Source organism: Lentzea xerophila (assembly GCF_051094245.1).
Taxonomy (GTDB): domain Bacteria; phylum Actinomycetota; class Actinomycetes; order Mycobacteriales; family Pseudonocardiaceae; genus Lentzea; species Lentzea xerophila.
In genome coordinates this window covers 3,286,128-3,304,064 of the sequence record NZ_CP194934.1, presented here as the reverse complement: position 1 = coordinate 3,304,064, position 17,937 = coordinate 3,286,128, and the positions used below count along the sequence as shown (strand labels likewise).

The following is a 17,937-nucleotide window of genomic DNA, read 5'->3' as shown; positions in this document are numbered from 1 at the left end:
GGTACCGCTTGTTGGGATGGCGTTGTCGTTCGACCTCCCGTCAAGCGGGTCGAACCTGGGAGTCCGCCACTGTGCGGAACGCCGGCTGAGCACGGCTTCAGCGCGCTCTCGGGAACGCTCCCATGTGAGCGTTTCCATCCGACAGCGATTGACACACCGCCCAGACGGGTAGCCACCAGCCGGAACCCAGGTGGTTGATCCGGAGGCGGTACAAGATCAGCGACGCGCGAACAGGCGGACCGGAGGACGGAGCGCTCCACATGGCTCAGCACGAAGGCCTCGGCAGAGTATCTGCGAACGCGCCAGATCTCGTTGGCCGGCATGCCGAACTCGCCCGCCTGGCCGGAGCCCTCGATGCCGCTGAGGCGCGCACACCGGCCGTGGTGCTTCTGGAGGGTGCCACGGGCATGGGCAAGACGACCCTGCTCGGCGCGGCGGCGGATGTCGCGCGGGATCGCGGATTCCGGGTCGGGAAGGCATCGACGTCCAGCCTGGAGCAGAACATACCGTTCTCCGTGGTGCGGCAGCTGTTCGAGAATCTCGCCGATAGAGAGCTGGCCGGGCACGTCGAAGCGATCATCGGTACAGCGGAGCCTCACAGCTACGACGAAGGCACCGGTATGACAGGGCCTTCGTTGGACGACATCGACGAAATGGCGGTCCACCGGACGTACAACGGGCTCTACCAACTGGTCACCACGCTCGCCGAACACGGACCGCTGTGCCTGATCGTCGACGACCTGCAATGGACCGACGTGCCGTCGCTGCGGTGGCTGACCTACCTGGTGCGGCGCCCCGTGGCGATGCCGGTCGCGGTCCTCCTCAGCCGCACGACCGGGGTGTATCCGGTGGATCCGCTCGAGATCGCGGAGATGGAGATCCACGCCGAGCGGGTGACGGTCGGCGGTCTGCCCGAGCCCGACATCTCGCGGTTCGTCGATCGGATGCTCGGCCGCCCACCCGATCTCCGGTTCATCGCGGCGTGCGTTGCTGCCACCGGCGGCAATCCCTTGGTGTTGCAACACCTTCTGAGCGCGATGCGGCAAGAAGGGACACAACCTGACGCGAGCGCCGTGCGCTCCTTGACGTCGTACGGACCGGAAGAACTCGGCGAGTCCGTCCTAGCCCGGCTCAATCGCCAGTCCTCCCAACTGGTTCGGCTCGCCAGGGCCATCGCGGTCGCGGAACCCACCGAGCTGGAGTTCGCGGCCGCTCTCGCCGGGATGCCGTTACCCGAGGCCGCTGACGGTGTGCGGCAGCTGGTGCGCATGGGTCTGATGGCCGAGGGAGACAAGCCGGCGTTCGCACACTTCGTGATCAAGGACGCCATCGCGAACTCGGTCAGTCACGCCGACCGCGACGAGCTGCACGCCGACGCCGCGCGCCATCTCCACGCGAGGCGGGCACCCGCGACGCTCGTCGCGAGCCACGTCCAGCGCACCACCGCACGGCTGGGCACCTGGGCCGCCGATGCCCTGCGCCGGGCAGCGGATGCGGCGATCAGCGACGGTGACCCGGTCACGGCCGCGGGTTTCCTCTCGCGGGCCCTGCGCGAGGAACTTCCTCGTGAGCTCAGGACGAACCTGCTGACCAGGCTTGGTCTCGCCGAGACGTATTTCGATCCGCATCAGGCGGCCACGCATCTCGAGGAGGCGATGGAGCACCTCGATGATCCGGAGGATCTCCTCAACGTCACCTGCCGTCTGTCTCAGGTGTTCTATCTCGACGGACGCTATGACGACGCACGTGAGGTGCTGTGCCGGTCCATCGACAAGGTGCGGCCCTTCGATGCGGAGATCACTGCCCAGCTCCGCCTCGCGCTTCGGGTGACCGTGCCGACACGGAAGACCGGGGTGTACGACATCGATCCGCACGAACTGCCCACCGAGTGGCGGCGGGGCGGTGCACGCGGCCGCAAGGTGGCGGCGTTGATCGCGGAGGACCTGAGCAACCGGGGCGAGGACCTGGCCATGTGCCGTGAGGCCGCTCTGGTCGCGCTGTCCGCCGGGGCGGCGCAGATCATCCAGGATCCCCAGCGGCTGCTGTCGGTGATCAACTCGTTGCTCCGGGCGGATGAGTTCGATCTCGCGATGCGGTACACCAACGAGGCCCTGACCGAAGGACACCGCCAGGGACTGGATCTGATCTGCGTGCTGGGTCACGCGCTGCGCTCGCGCGTACATCACCACTGCGGTTCGCTCGCGGAGGCCGTCGCCGACGCACAGCTCGCACTGTCCGCGGCACAGCGTTCGGACCTGCACCAGCGCCACTTCACCTTCGTCTACGCGACAGAGGCCCTGATGCGAGCGCAGCTGTACATCGGTGACGCCGACTCCGCACACGGCACGATCGAACGCATCGGGCTGGTCAACACCCTGCCCAACAGCTGGCATCACACGCTTCTGTTGCACTCCCGGGGTGTGCTCCGCATGCGACTGGGTGATGCCGTCGGCGCACTAGCCGATCAACTCGAGTGCGGCGGACGTCTGACGTCGTGGGGCGCTCCCAGCCCGGCGTTCCGCCCGTGGCGTTCCTACGCCGCGCTCGCTCATCTCCACCTCGGCCGACGGCAGGAAGCGCTCGACCTCGCTCTCGAGGAGCTCGACCTGGCCAGGAAGTGGACGGCCGCGTCGGCCATTGGCCGTGCGCTCCTGACCGTCGGTGTCGTCACCGGCGGCGCCGCCGCAATTCCGTGGCTGACGGAGGCCGTGACAGTGCTGCGCCGGTCACCGGCCCGGTTGCTCCTGGCCTGCGTCCTCGTCGAACTCGGCGGCGCCAGGTGGAACAACGGCCAACGCGAGGCCGCGCGCGGCGATCTGACCGAAGGCAAGCGCCTCGCCGAGGAATGCGGCTCGCTGCCTCTGCTCGGCGAGCTCGCGAAACTGCCCACCGACGCGGTGAGCCGCTCCGAGGCCATGCCGCAGCCGACTCTCCCCAACGCGATTCCCCTGACACCGCACGAATACCGCGTGGCCGGCCTCGTCGTCGCCGGCAACTCCAACGACGAGATCGCCCGGAAGCTGTGCGTCTCACGGCGCGCGATCGAGTTCCATCTCACCAACGTCTACCGCAAACTGGGAGTCCGCCGGCGCACGCAGCTGCCCACCGCGCTGGCCGCGTTCAGCACGGACTGAGCCGTGCTCTCGATGGCGGCCCGATCGATCAGAAGGCCTGCGCTCGGCGCATACCGGCACTGGCGAAGAGTTCGCGCCGCACGAGGCCCGCGACCGTTCCCCACTGGTCCACCGGGAAGAAGTGGCCACCCGGCAACACTTCCAGGTTGAAGACCGCGCTGGTGTGCGTCGCCCACGCGTCGACGTCCGCCACGGACACGATCGGATCATCGGTGCCGGTCAACGCGGTGATCGGCGTGGCGATCGGCGGTGCCGGTGCGTACCGGTAGGTCTCGATCGCCCGGTAGTCGCTGCGCATCGAGGGCAGCACCATCGCCCTGACTTCGGCGTGCCGCAGCAGGCCCGGCTCGGTGCCACCCAGCGCCTCGACCGCCGCGATCAGGTCGTCGTCGGACATGAGGTGTGCGCCGCGGTCGCGCCGCAGATGCGGTGCGGCCCGTCCCGACACGAAGAGATGGGAGATCGGGATGGACGCCGCCTGCAGTCGTCGCGCCACCTCGAACGCCACCACCGCTCCCATGCTGTGCCCGAACAGCGCCACCGGCCGGCCGGCATCGACGTCCAGACCGTCGAACACCTGGTCCGCCAGCACGCCCAGGTCGTCCACCGGCTGGTCACGGAGGCGGTCCAGGCGGCCCGGGTACTGGACAGCGGACAGCCGCACCTCACCGGCGAGTTCCGCGCTGAGCCTGGTGAACCACCCGGCGGAGCCGCCCGCGTGCGGGAAGCACACCAGGTGCGGAACTCCGTCCGGCGTGGCGTGGAAGTTCCTCAACCAACGGCCGCCCGGTGCGACGTTCGCCATGCTCTGCCTCTTCCAGTGTCGGATTTCCCAGCCCACCCGAGGATGTGGCCGGACGTCAACGAGTGGTTCCGCGCTCCGGAACAGCCGACGCGGACCACACCGGGTGGCGGATGCCGCGGCGCGCGTCCATCACCAGACCGGCGAACCTTCGCGGCCGGGTAGCCGGCAGCGTCCGAGCCGTGCCACGGCAGGTGGCACGGCTCGGCGCCCGATCAACCCCGGAGCAGGCGGCTCAGGTCGTCCTCCGGCGTCAGGTAGCTGCCGGACAGCTCGTCCGCCTCACCGGCCACCAGCCGCACGAGCATCTCCGCGGAGACCTCCGGCGCGGTGAACCGGCCGCCGTCGCGCTGGTCTGCCATCCACGCGGCCACTCCGTCGATCCGGCTGTCGCCGGTCTCGGCGGCTTCGAGCTGCCTGCGGGTCAGGCCGAGCTCGACCAGTCCCGGGTGGTAGCTGAACACCGAGACGCCGGTGCCCGCCAGTTCCGGCGCGAGGTTCTCGCCGAGCTTGATGGCGGCGGCCTTGGACACCGAGTACCCGGAGACGTTGGGCCAGCGGTGCTTTCCGGCCGAGCTGACGATGTTGACCACTCGCCCGCGTCCGCGCTCCACCATTCCCGGCAACGCGGCCTGGCAGGCACGCATGGTCCCGCGCAGGTTCACCTCCATCGTGTCCCACCAGTGGTCCTCGTCGACCTCCCACAGCGGACCCGCGGGACCGCCGATCCCGGCGTTGTTGATCAGGACGTCGACCGCGCCGAACTCCTGTTCCGCCCGCTCAACGGCATTGACCAGCGCCGAGCGGTCGGTGACGTCGGCGACCAGCGCGAGAGAGGGACCGCTTACAGCACCCGCCAGTTCGTCGAGCGCGGCTTGGTCGCGGCCGGTGAGCACCAGGTTCGCCCCGGCGTCGGAGAGGCTTTCGGCGAACAACCGCCCGAGCCCGCCGGTGGCACCGGTCAGCAGGACCGTCAGACCGGTCAGCGACGGCCTGTCCACGTCCAGCGGTCGCTCCGACTGCTGCTCGCCGGTGAGCAGGATCCGCAGGTACTTCGCGAGGGCACCGGGCGTGGAGTGGTCGAAGATCGCCGTCGGCGCCACCGACTGCCCCGTCGCCTTCTCGATGCGGTTGCGCAGTTCCAGCACCGTCAGCGAGTCGAACCCGACCTCGAAGAAGCCGCGGTCGGCCTCCACCTCGTCGGCACTCGCGAACCCGAGCACCTGGGCCACCAGTCCCCGGACCAGATCGCGCAGCAAGGTCTCCTGCGCGCCTTCGTCCTTCCCCGCCAGCTCACCCGCGATGGGTGCCACGGGCGCGGATTCCACCGCCGGGCGGGACTTCACGTGCCCGCGCAGCAACGGGGTCAGCGGCGCCGACTCGCTGTCGACGAGCTGACGGGTGTCCAGCCCGATCGGGGCGAGCATCGGGTCCTTCGAGCACAACGCGGTGTCGAACGCGGCCAGAGCGTCCTCTGTGGACAGGGGGGTCATCCCGAGCCGGGAGAGCCGGCGCAGGTCCGCCTCTTCCAGGTGCCCGGACAGCTCGCTGCGTTCCGCCCACAGCCCCCACGCCAGTGACAGCGCGTGCTGCCCGGCGTTGTGCCTGCTCCGCGCGATGGCGTCGATGCAGGCGTTGGCGGCCGCGTAGTTGGCCTGACCGGCCGTGCCCCACCAGGCGGCAGCGGAGGAGCAGACGACGAACCAGGTGAGGTCCAAGTCCCTCGTCAGCTCGTCGAGGTGCGTCACAGCGTCCACCTTGGACGGCAGGACCGCTTCCAGGGCCTCGGCGGTCAGCGACTGGATCGTCGCGTCCGACGAGGTGCCCGCGGCGTGGATGACGCCGGCCAGCGGCCGGTCGGACGGGATCCGCGCGAGGACTCCGGCCAGTTGCTCCCGGTCCGCCGCGTCACAGGCTTCCACGGTGACGGACGCGCCGAGCTCACGCAGTTCGGTGGACAGCTGGGCCATGCCGGGTGCGTTCGCGCCCCGACGGCTCAGCAACACCACGTCGCGGACACCGTGCTCACGCACGGCGTGCCGGGTCAGCGCGGAACCGACGACCCCGCCCGCTCCGGTGACCAGCAGCGAACCGCCGCGCCATTCGGTGCGACCCAAGGGTCCGGCCGGTCCGGCACCGGCCAGCCTCGGTACGCGGACCTGGCCGCGGTGCACTGCGAGCTGCGGTTCGTCCGTGCCAACCAGTTCTCGCCATGCCTTGTCCGACGCGGCCGTGCCGTCGAGATCGATCAGCTGCAGCATCCCGGGGTGTTCGGTCTGCGCCGAGCGCACCAGGCCCCACACCGCCGCCGCGACCGGGTCGCCGTCCACCGCGCCCTGGGTGAGCACGACGAGCCGGGCACCGGGTTCGTGGTCCTGCGACACCCACGTGCGCACCGCGTCCAAGGCCGAGTCCAGTGCGGACCGGACCCGCTGGGGCAGCGGCAGCGCGGGGTCACCGCTGTCGACGGTCAGCGTGAGGTGCCCGGTTCCTCGTGCACCGGACAGCGCCTTGGGCGCCGTCCAGTCGATGCGGAACAGGGTCTCCGCCGCCTGTGCGGCGATCACCTGCAACTGCTCGCGCACGACCGGCCGCGCGACCAGCTCGTCGGCGGACACGACCGGCATGCCCACGTTGTCCCAGGCGGTGATGCTGAAGCTGTCCGGTCCGGTGTCCCGCAGGCGAACGCGCAGTGACGAGGCACCGGGGCCGTGCACCTGGACCCCTGCCCACGAGAACGGCAAGCGCAACGCCTCCGCCAGCAACGGGTGCAGCGCCGAATCGAGCAGCGCGGGGTGCACGAGGTAGTCGCCGGCTTCACCGTGCACGGTCGCGGGCAGGTTCACCTCGGCGAAGACGTCGTCGCCACGACGCCACGCCCTGCGCACGCCCTGGAAGTCAGGTCCGTAGTCCAGGCCGTCCTCGGCGAGACGGGGGTAGAACCCGTCGAGGTCCATCGGCTCCGCATTCGCGGGTGGCCATTCGGCGAGCCTCTCCCCCGCGCCGGGTGCGCCGGGAACGAGGCGACCGGTGGCGTTCGCGGTCCACGGCGCGTCGGCCGAGGTCCGCGAGTGCAGGGTGAGGGCACGGCTGCCGTCGCCCTCGGGCGCCGACACCTCCACCTGGACGTCCAGGCTGCCTTCCGCCGGAAGCACCACCGCGGCCCGGAAGACCAGTTCCGCCACCCGCGGGCAGCCGACCTGCTTTCCGGCCGTGGCGGCCATCTCCAGCAAGGCCGTACCGGGCACCACGGCGGCACCGCCGACGCGGTGACCACCGGCCCAGGCCGGACGTGCGGTGGACAACCGTCCGGTGAGGACGGTCGCTCCGCTGCCGGCCAGGGACATCGACGCCGTCAGCAGCGGGTGCCCGACCTCACCGAGGCCGGTGCCCGCGACACTTCCCGTGGCGCGAACGACGTCGAGCCAGAACCGCTGCCGCTGGAAGGCGTAGGTCGGCAGCTCCACGTGCGGCCGCGCGGCCTCGCCCAGGACGGCGGACCAGTCGACGGAGATGCCGCCGACGAACAGTTTCGCGACCGTGTCCAGCAGAGCACGCGGTTCGAGGCGGTCCTTGCGCAGCACCGGCAGCAACACGGCCGGCGTGGACAGGCTCGCCGACGCCATCGCCGAGAGCACGCTGTCCGGACCGAGCTCCACGAAGGTGCTGACCCCACCCGCTGCCAGCGTGCGCACGGCGTCCTGGAACCGGACCGACTCACGGACGTGGCGGACCCAGTAGTCCGCGGTGGTGAAGTCGCCCGCTCCGGCGGCCTGGCCGGTCAGCGTCGACACCATGGGGATGCTGGGTGCCGAGAACTCCAGGCGGGACACGACGTCCCGGAACCGGTCCAGCATCGGTCCCATCAGCGGCGAGTGGAACGCGTGGCTGACCCTCAGAGTCTTGGTCCGGTGGCCTTGCGACCGCAGCTTCTCGGTGATCGCCCGCACGGGGCCGGCGGCACCGGACAGGACCGTGGCCCTCGGGCCGTTGATCGCGGCGATCCCGGCCTCGTGTTCGTGACCAGCCAGCAGCGCGGTCACCTCGGCGGCACCGGCTTCCACGGCGACCATCACGCCACCGTCGGGCAGTTCGCCCATCAGCCTGCCGCGAGCGGCGACCAGGGTGGCCGCGTCGCTCAACGACAGGACGCCCGCCGCGTGTGCCGCGGCGATCTCGCCGATGGAGTGCCCGGCGACGCGGTCCGGCCGCACTCCCCAGGCCTCCAGGAGACGGAACAGCGCGACCTCGATCGCGAACAGGGCGGGCTGCGCGTGTTCGGTGCGGTCCAGGCTGTCACCGGTGAAGACCAGGTCGCGCAGGCTGACGCCGAGCAGCGGGTCGAGTGCTTCGGCCGCTTCGTCGAACGCGGCCGCGAACGGCGGGAACGCCTCGTACAGCTCACGTCCCATGCCGGGGCGCTGGCTGCCCTGACCGGCGAACAGGAAGGCCGTCTCGCCCGTGTGCCGTTCGGTGGTGAGGAACAGGTTCGGCGCGTCGTCACGCTGTGCGGCGGCGGTGAGGCCGGCCCGCAACGAGTCGCGGTCGGCACCGAGGACGACGGCACGCTGGTCGAATCGCGACCGGCTCGTGAGCGCTGCCGCGATGGCCGCGTCGTCGTGGCCTGGCTCCCGGTCGAGGAAGTCCGCCAGCTTGGCCGCCTGCGCCCGCAACGCCGCCGGGGTCCTGCCGCTGAGCACCCACGGCGTGATCGCCCCTGCCGCCGGCGCGGGCGCCGGAACGGCGGGTTCGGTGGGGCTTTCGAGGATCACGTGGGCGTTGGTGCCACCGATGCCGAACGACGACACCGCGGCTCGACGGGTGCCTTCCGGCCACGGCCGCGCCTCGGTCAGCAGCTCGACCGATCCCGAGGTCCAGTCGGCGTGCGGGGACGGCTCGCTGACGTGCAGGGTCTTCGGCAGGACGCCGTGTCGCATCGCCATGATCATCTTGATGATCCCGCCGACGCCCGCGGCGGCCTGGGTGTGGCCGGTGTTGGACTTCAGCGAACCGAGCCACAGTGGACGGTCGCGGTCCTGGCCGTAGGTGTCCAGCAGCGCCTGCGCCTCGATCGGGTCGCCCAGGGCCGTGCCGGTGCCGTGCGCCTCGACCACGTCCACGTCGGACGCGACCAGTCGCGCGTCGGCCAGTGCCTGTTCGATGAGCCGGCGCTGGGCCAGGCCACTCGGTGCGGTCAGGCCGTTGGAGGCACCGTCGGAGTTGACCGCGCTGCCGCGGACCACGGCGAGCACCCGGTGCCCGTTGCGCTTCGCGTCGGAGAGCCGTTCCAGCACGAGCATGCCCGCGCCCTCGGCCCAGCTGGTGCCGCTCGCGTCCGCGGAGAACGCCCGGCACCGCCCGTCGGCGGCGAGTGCGCGCTGACGGCTGAACTCGGCGAAGGTGACGGGGGTGGACATCACCGCCACACCGCCGGCCAGCGCCATCGAACACTCGCCGTTGCGCAGCGCCTGTGCGGCCAGGTGCAGGGCCACCAGGGAGGACGAGCACGCGGTGTCGACCGACATCGTGGGCCCCTGCAGGCCGAAGACGTAGGAGATGCGGCCGGACGCGACGCTGCCGTGGCTGCCGAGGGCCAGCATCCCCTCCATGCCGTCCGGGAGGTCGTGAACGTCCTGGACGCGGGTGGAGTAGTCGTGGAACATCACGCCGGCGTAGACGCCGGTGGGAGAGCCCTTGACCGACAGCGGGTCGATGCCCGCGTTCTCCAGTGCCTCCCACGAGGTCTCCAGCAGCAGCCGCTGCTGCGGGTCGGTGGCCAGTGCCTCGCGGGGTGCGACGCCGAAGAACGAGGCGTCGAAGTCGGCGGCGTCGTGCAGGAAACCGCCTTCGCGGGTGTAGCTCGTGCCGCGGTGGGTGGGGTCGTCGTGGAAGAGGGTGTCGAGGTCCCAGCCGCGGTTGTCGGGGAACGGCGTGATCCCGTCGGTGCCGGTGGCGACCAGGTCCCACAGCTCCTGCGGCGTGCTGACCCCGCCGGGGTAACGGGCGGACATGCCGACGATCACGATCGGGTCGTCCTCGGCCGCTTCGGGTTCGGGTTCTGTTCGCTGGACCGCCTGGGTCACAGTGGTGTCCTTCTCGGTCGACAGTTCTTCCACCAGGTGGTCGATCACGTCCAGTGCGCTGGGCCGGTCGAACAGCAGGGTCGGCGGCAGGTTCAGGCCCGTCGCGTCGCTGAGCTCGTAGCGCAGCTCCAGTGCGGCCAGCGAGTCCATCCCCAGCGCGGAGAACGGCTGCTCGACCTGGTCGTCACGCAGCTGGGCGTAACCCAGTACGGTGGCGGCGCTGGTGCGGACCAGCCGGGTCAGCTCCGCCCGGAGTTCGTCCGCGGCCAGCTGGTCGAACGCACCGCCGGAGGTCTCCGGCGCGGTCGCGGCGGGCTTGGCCACGACCGGCGTGCGGACGAGGTCGGCCAGCAGCGGCACGGGCTGCCCGGCGACGGAACCGACGTCCAGGCGGACGGGCGCCAGCACCGGCTCCGTCGAGCGCAGCGCGCTGTCGAACGCGGCGACGGCATCCCTTGTGGACAGTGGGGCGATGCCGACCCTGGCCATGCGCTGGAGGTCGGCGTCACCGAGGTGCCCGGAGAGCTCACTGCGCTCTTCCCACAGACCCCAGGCCAGTGCCAGCGCCGGGAACCCGGCGGCGGCGCGGTCGCGGACGATCGCGTCGAGGCATGCGTTCGCGGCGGCGTAGTTGGCCTGTCCCGCGGTGCCCCACCACCCCGCGATCGAGGAACAGACGACGAACCAGTCCAGGTCCAGTCCCCTGCTCAGCTCGTCCAGGTGGCTGACAGCGTCCACCTTGGACCTCAGGACGGCGTCCATGCCTTCGGTGGTGAGCGTTTCGATGACGGTGTCGGCCACCGTTCCGGCCGCGTGGACGACGCCACGCAGGTTCGGAACGCGCGCCAGCAGCCCTGCCACCTGGGCGCGCTCGGCCACGTCACAGGCCTCGACGGTGACGGAGACACCCATCCCCCGCAGCCGGTCGGCCAGCTGCGCGACACCGGGCGCCCGCTCGCCGCGACGGCTCACCAGGACGACGTCGCCGACCCCGTAGGTGGTCACGGCGTGCAACGTCAGTGCTGAACCGACGACTCCACCGGCACCCGTGACGAGCAGCGATCCCTTGTCCCACTTGATGTCCGGGGCGGCGGGCGCGGCGGTGTGGCGCACGAGCCGCGGCACCAGCGCTGTGCCTTCCCGCACGGAGATCTGCGGGTCGGACGCACCGGCCAGGGACGGCGCCAGCGCTTCGGAGGCGGCAGTGCCGTCGACCTCGATCAGCTGGAAACGACCGGGGTGCTCGGTCTGCGCCGAACGCACGAGTCCTTGCACGGCAGCACCGACCGGGTCGGAACCGGTGACGATGCTCAGGCAGCCCCGCTGCTCGCCCGCGATCCAGTCCTGCACGGTGGTCAGCGCCCAGACCAGTCCCTCACGCACCCGGTGCGCCAGCGGACCTCCAGCCTGGACCGGCAGCCGCCGCGTGGTGCCCTGCGTGGAGGCCGCGGCGGTGGTGGGCCGCCACTCGACGCGGTACAGCGAGTCCGCTGCCACGGCATCGCGCAGCTGGGCCTCAGACACCGGCCGCAGCACCACCGAGTCGGCGGCGAGGACGGGATTGCCCTCACCGTCCCAGGCGGCCAGCCGGGCGGTGTCGGGACCGAGCCGGGTCAGCCGAGCCCTCAGGACCGACGCCCCGGCCGAGTGGAGACGAGTGCCCGCCCACGAGAACGGCAGTCGCGCCGTTCCCCCGTCGGGCAGCAGCTCACCGGCCGCCAGCGGCTGCAGGACGGCGTCCAGCAGTGCCGGGTGCAGCAGGTAGTCGTCGTTGTTCGTCTCGGGTAGCTGGACGTCGGCGAAGAGTTCGCCGTCGCCGCGCCACAGGCGCCGCACGCCCTGGAAAGCAGGGCCGTACCGCAGGTTCCGCTCGGCCAACCCGGAGTAGAACGAGTCCAGGCCGACCGGTTCGCAGCCGGTCGGCGGCCACTGCACCGGGGCAGGCCCGGTGCCGGTGGCGGTGTCGACCTGGCCGGTGACGTGGGTGGTCCACTCCCCCTGGCCCGCGGCACGCGACACCGTCCGCAGGGCACCGTCCGCCGACACGCGGACCTGGACGTCCAGCGCGTTACCGGCAGGAATGACCATCGGTGCGATCAGCAGCAGTTCGGTGATGGCCGTCCGGCCCACGTGCGCACCGGCGCGGGCGGCGAGTTCGAGCAACGCCGTCCCGGGAACGACCACCGCTCCGCCGACCTGGTGGTCGGCGAGCCACGGCAGCTCGGCCGGGTCGAGCCTGCCGGTCAGCACCGTGGTGCCGTCGACGGACAGCGCCGCCTTGAGCATCGGGTGTGCGACGGCGTCGAGTCCGGCGGAGGCGAGGTCCGCGGTCTTCGCGACCGGGTCGAGCCAGAACCGCTCGTGCTGGAACGCGTAGGTCGGCAGCTCGGTGCGGCGAGCACCGGTGCCGGCGAAGAACGCCGTCCAGTCGACGGCGACACCGGCGGTGTGCAGCCGTGCCAGCGCGAGCACCAGCGTGTCGGCTTCCGGCCTGCCCTTGCGCAGGGTGGGCAGGACGAGCTGGCCGGTGCCGGGCAGGCAGTTCTGCGCCATCGCCGCGAGCACGCCGTCCGGGCCGAGCTCGACCAGCCGCGTCACGCCCTGCTCGCGCAGGTACCGCACGCCGTCGTGGAACAGCACCGCGTCACGGACGTGCCGGACCCAGTGCTCGGGTGAGCGGAGCTGCTCGGCCGTCGCGAGGGCACCCGTCAGGTTCGACACCAGCGGAATGGACGGTGCCGCGCAGGTGATCCGCGCGGCGACGCGGCGGAACTCCTCCAGCATCGGTTCCATCAGGGGCGAGTGGAAGGCGTGGCTCACGGTGAGGCGCTTGGTCTTGCGCCCGCGCTCCGCCCACTGTGCGGCGAGCGCGAGGACCTCGTCCTCCGCTCCGGAGAGCACGACCGCGTTGGGCCCGTTGACCGCGGCCAGTCCCACGCCGGAGGTCAGCTGCGGGCGCACTTCGTCCGCGGTGGCCTGCACGGAGACCATCGCCCCGCCCGACGGCAGAGCCTGCATCAACCGGCCGCGCGCGGCGACCAGTTCCGCCGCACCGGCGAGCGTCAGCACACCGGAGACGTGGGCCGCGGTGAGCTCACCGATCGAGTGGCCGGTCACGAAGTCCGGCTCGACGCCCCACGAGCGCACGAGGTGGTACAGCGCGACCTCGATGGCGAACAACGCCGGCTGGGCGTACTCGGTCCGGTCCAGCACGGCGGGGTCGTCGCCCCACATGACCTCGCGCAGTGGCTTGGTCAGGTGCCGGTCGAGCTCGTCGGCGACCTGGTCGAAGGCCGCGGCGAAGACCGGGTAGGTGGCGTGCAGCTCCCGGCCCATGCCCAGACGCTGCGCGCCCTGGCCCGTGAACAGGAAGGCGACCGGTTCGCCCGGCCGGGCGAGATCGCGGGTCCCGCGGCCTTCGCAGAGTTCGAGCAACCCGGCCGGGTCAGTGGAAAGAACGGTGGCGCGGTGGTCGAGCCCACTGCGACCGGTCGCGAGCGAGTACGCGACGTCGGCCGGATCGAGCTCGGGGTGTTCCGCGAGGTGCACTTGCAGCCTCTTGGCCTGCGCGGTCAACGCCTGCGGTGTCTTGCCGCTGAGCAGGAACGGGACCTGTCGCTCCTGCCGCTCCGGGGCGTCCGCTTGCGGCCGGTGTTCGAGGATGACGTGCGCGTTGGTGCCGCTGATGCCGAACGACGACACGGCCGCCCTACGGGGACCTTCCGGCCAGGGCTGGGCTTCGGTCAACAGCTCCACCGCACCCGAGGTCCAGTCGACGTGCGGCGACGGCTCGTCGACGTGCAGGGTCTTCGGCAGGACGCCGTGCCGCATGGCCATGACCATCTTGATCACGCCCGCGACACCGGCGGCTGCCTGGGTGTGGCCGAGGTTGGACTTGAGCGAGCCGAGCCACAGCGGGCGGTCGCGCTCCTGGCCGTAGGTGGCGATGATCGCCTGGGCCTCGATCGGGTCGCCCAGTGCCGTGCCCGTGCCGTGCGCCTCCACGGCGTCCACATCGGACACAGTCAGGCCGGCGTCGGCGAGCGCCCTGCGGATGACCCGCTGCTGCGAAGGTCCGTTCGGCGCGGTCAGGCCGTTGGACGCGCCGTCCTGGTTCACCGCCGTGCCGCTGATCACGGCGTGCACGGTGTGGCCGTGGCGGAGTGCGTCGGACAGCCGCTCCACCACGAGCACGCCGACGCCTTCGGACCAGCCGGTGCCGTCCGCGTCCGCGGAGAACGCCTTGCACCGGCCGTCCTGCGCGAGGCCGCGCTGGCGGCCGAACTCGGCGAACATGCCGGGAGTGCTCATCACCGTCACGCCGCCGGCGAGAGCGAGTGAACACTCCCCGCGCCGCAACGCCTCGACGGCGAGGTTCAACGCGACCAGCGACGAGGAACACGCGGTGTCGACCGACAGGGCAGGACCTTCGAGGCCGAGCACGTAGGCGATCCGGCCTGAGATCACACTGCCCGCGACACCGGTGAGGAGGTGGCCGGCGACAGCTTCGGGGCTTTCGTGGAGCCGGGTGCCGTAGTCACCGGCCATCGCACCGGCGAAGACACCGGCGTCGGTGCCGCGCAACAGTTCCGGGTCGATCCCGGCCTGTTCGAGCGCTTCCCAGGAGACTTCGAGCAGGAGCCGCTGCTGCGGGTCCATGGCGAGTGCTTCCCGTGGCGAGACACCGAAGAACTCCGCGTCGAAGTTCGGTGCGTCGTAGAGGAATCCGCCGGTGCGGGCGTACTCGGTGTTCGCGGAGAACAGGGCACGGAGGTCCCAGCCGCGGTCGGACGGGAACGGCCCGATCGCGTCGGCCTCGTCGGTGACGATCCGCCAGAGGTCCTCCGGCGAACGGATGTCACCGGGGAACCGGCATCCCATGCCCACGATGACGATCGGGTCGTCCTCGGGCTCGACGATCTCGGCTGTGGTGGACCGTTCCACCTCGGCGACCGGGACGGGATTCAGCTGAGTCACGGCGGGCAGCAGCCGGTCGATCTCCGCGGCGAGGGCTGCCGGGGTCGGGTGGTCGAACGCGGCACTGGCCGGAAGGCGCAGCGACGTGGCCGCGTTGATCCGGTTGCGCAGCTCGACGGCCATGACGGAGTCGAAACCCTGGCGCTTGAAGGACTCGCGCACGCTGACCGCGTTCGGAGTCGTCCGCAGGACGGCGGCGGCGTGGGCTCGGACGAGGTCGATCCCGCGCAGGGCCGGTCCCGTTTCGACCGGCGCTTCACTCTTGTCACCGATCCAGAACCGCTGCCGCTGGAACGGGTAGGTCGGCAGGTCGGCGGCACGGACCCGCGGGCCCGCCGGCGGGACCACAGTGGACCAGTCGACGTCCACACCGCCAACGAAGGCTTCCGCGGCCGAAGTCAGGAAACGGCGGAAGTCACCTTCGTCGCGACGAAGTGAACCGACGGCGACGGCGCCCTGAACGTCCGCAGCGGTGATCGTGTCCTCGATGGCACCGACGAGGACAGGATGAGAGCTGCTTTCGAGGAAGTGGCGGAAGCCCTGAGCCAGCAGCGCCGCGGTGGCCTCACCGAACCGAACGGGCTCCCGGAGGTTGCGCGCCCAGTACTCGGCGTCCACCCGGTCTGCCCAGTCACAGTCCACAGTGGAGAAGAACGGGACGCTGCCCTGCCGAGACCGGATCCCGCCGAGGGCGTCGATAAGCTGCTCGCGAACGGAGTCGACATGCGGGCTGTGCGAGGCGTAGTCCACAGCGACCCGCCGCACGCGGGCGCCCTCCTGCTCCCACTGCGCCACCAGAGCGTCGACCGCGTCCTCATCCCCGGAGATGACGGTCGAGTGCGGGCTGTTGACCACCGCGACCGCCACTCCGGGAACGCCGGCCAGCCGCAGGCCCACCTGGTCGGCGGGCAGTGCCACGGAGGCCATCGCACCCTGACCGGCCAGCTCGGCTGCGATGATCTTGCTGCGCACGGCGACGACGGTCGCGGCGTCCTCGAGGTCGAGCATTCCCGAGACGACTGCGGCGGCGATCTCACCCTGGGAGTGCCCCACCACCGCGGCGGGCCGGACACCGGCCGATTCCCACAGCCGGGCCAGCGAGACCATCACGGCCCAGGACGCAGGCTGCACCACGTCGACGCGGTCGAGACCGTCGCCGGTGCGGAGAACGTCGGTCAGTGACCAGTCCACGTGCGGTGCCAATGCCTTTTCGCAGGCGGCAACGGACTCGGCGAACACCTCGGAGGCGTCGAGGAGGTCGCGGCCCATCCCCACCCACTGGGCGCCCTGTCCGGGGAAGACGAAGACAGGGCCGGCGTCCGACTCTTCGCCGCGCCCCAGGATGGTTCCGGTCCCGGGAACGCCTTGCGCCATCTCGGCGAGCCCGGATTCGAGCTCCTCGGCGGTGGCGGCGAGAACGACAGCGCGGTGGTCGAACAGCGTGCGTCCGGTGAGCAGTGCGTGCGCGAGGCCCGCGTGGTCGAATCCACGGCCACGCAGGTTCGCGGCCTGGGCGCGCAGTGCCTCGGGGGTCTTCGCGCTGAGCACGAACGGGAGGGTGGCCTCACTGGAGACAGCCGTCGGCTCGCGACGGACCTGCGGCGGTCCTGAGAGGACCACGTGGCAGTTCGCACCGCCCATTCCGAAGGAGCTGACCCCCGCCAGCCGCGGCTCGGCGGTCCAGTCCGCGGTGTCGGTCTGCACCTTGATGCCCAGCTCGTCGAACGCGATGTCGGGGTTGGGCGCCGCGAAGTTGAGGCTGGGCGGGACCTTCCCCCTGCTGATCGACAGGACGGTCTTGAGCAGACCCGCGATACCGGCCGCCCCTTCGAGGTGACCGATGTTGGTCTTCACCGAGCCGACGCGCAGCGCGTCGCCCGGAGTACGCCCGGCGCCGAGCACCTCGCCCAGCGCCGCTGCTTCGATCGGGTCACCGACCCTGGTGCCGGTGCCGTGCAGTTCCACGTAGTGCACCTGCTGGGGGTCGAGGTCCGCGGCACGGTAGGCCGCACGCAGGACCTCCGCCTGCGCCCGCGCGTCCGGGGTGGTGAGGCCGTCGCTCGCGCCGTCGTTGTTCACCGCGCTGCCGCGGATCACGCAGAGGATGTCGTCCTCGTCCGCCAGTGCCTTGGCCAGCGGTTTGAGGACGACCATTCCACCGCCCTCGCCGCGCACGTACCCGTTCGCCCTGGAGTCGAAGGTGTGGCAACGCCCGTCCGGGGAGAGGCCACCGAACTTGGCGGCACCGACAGTGCTCTCCGGCGCGAGGTTGAGGTGTACGCCACCGGCCAGCGCCACCTCGCACTCACCGGCGCGGATGCTCTGGGCGGCCAGGTGCACGGCGACCAGCGCGGACGACTGCGCGGAGTCGACGGTGAAGCTGGGGCCGCGCAATCCCAAGGTGTAGGAGATGCGGTTGGCGATGAGCCCTCGGCTGAGGCCGGTGACGGTGTGGTGCCCGATCTCGTCGATCCCCTGACGCTGCGAGAGCGTGGCGTAATCGGAGCCGAACGCGCCCATGAACACACCGATGGGACGATCGCGCAGAGCCGCCGGAACGACACCGGCGTTCTCCAGCGCCTCCCACGCCAGTTCCAGCGCGAGCCGCTGCTGCGGGTCCATGTCCGTGGCTTCGCGCGGGGAGATCCCGAAGAACGCGGCGTCGAACCGGTCGATCTGGTCGAGGTAGCCGCCCCAGCGGGAGTTCGCCTTGCCGGGCCGCGACAGGTCTTCGTCGTACAGCGCTTTCGCGTCCCACCGCTCGGCCGGAGTCTCGGCCACCGCATCGCGGCCCTCGACGAGCAGGTGCCAGAAGGCGTCCGGGTTCGCCGCACGGGGAAGGCGGCACGACAGTCCGACTACGGCGATTCCACCCTGAGAGGCGACGGGAGTGTGCTCGGAGGCATTCATGTACGGGCGGGTTCCTTCGGGTTCGCGGTAC

3 protein-coding genes are annotated in these 17,937 nt (G+C 71.2%); 1 reads left to right on the top strand and 2 read right to left on the bottom strand.

Translation table 11 applies throughout. The features are described 5' to 3' along the window. The first annotated feature begins 260 nt into the window (after positions 1-260). Positions 261-3,134 (top strand): helix-turn-helix transcriptional regulator, encoded by a 2,874-nt coding sequence (locus ACRSBM_RS15775; protein ID WP_434444138.1) that lies wholly within the window; start codon positions 261-263, stop codon positions 3,132-3,134. A 28-nt stretch (positions 3,135-3,162) separates the two neighbouring features. Here ACRSBM_RS15775 and ACRSBM_RS15770 read toward each other — a convergent pair whose 3' ends face one another. Together ACRSBM_RS15770 and ACRSBM_RS15765 are read right to left on the bottom strand one after the other, a co-directional pair. Continuing rightward, complete coding sequence (locus tag ACRSBM_RS15770) at positions 3,163-3,939, bottom strand: thioesterase II family protein (protein WP_434444137.1); 777 nt, start codon at positions 3,937-3,939, stop codon at positions 3,163-3,165. Between the two features lie 212 nt (positions 3,940-4,151). Continuing rightward, positions 4,152-17,906 carry an SDR family NAD(P)-dependent oxidoreductase gene (locus ACRSBM_RS15765; RefSeq protein WP_434444136.1) on the bottom strand — a complete coding sequence of 4,585 codons (13,755 nt, stop codon included), beginning with the start codon at positions 17,904-17,906 and terminating at the stop codon, positions 4,152-4,154. Between the last annotated feature and the right edge of the window lie 31 nt (positions 17,907-17,937).

What these genes read in the sequence shown, in the direction of transcription:
- ACRSBM_RS15775 (WP_434444138.1), top strand. Translation starts at nt 261, where the DNA reads ATGGCTCAGCACGAAGGCCTCGGCAGAGTATCTGCGAACGCGCCAGAT.
- ACRSBM_RS15770 (WP_434444137.1), bottom strand. Translation starts at nt 3,939, where the DNA reads ATGGCGAACGTCGCACCGGGCGGCCGTTGGTTGAGGAACTTCCACGCC.
- ACRSBM_RS15765 (WP_434444136.1), bottom strand. Translation starts at nt 17,906, where the DNA reads ATGAATGCCTCCGAGCACACTCCCGTCGCCTCTCAGGGTGGAATCGCC.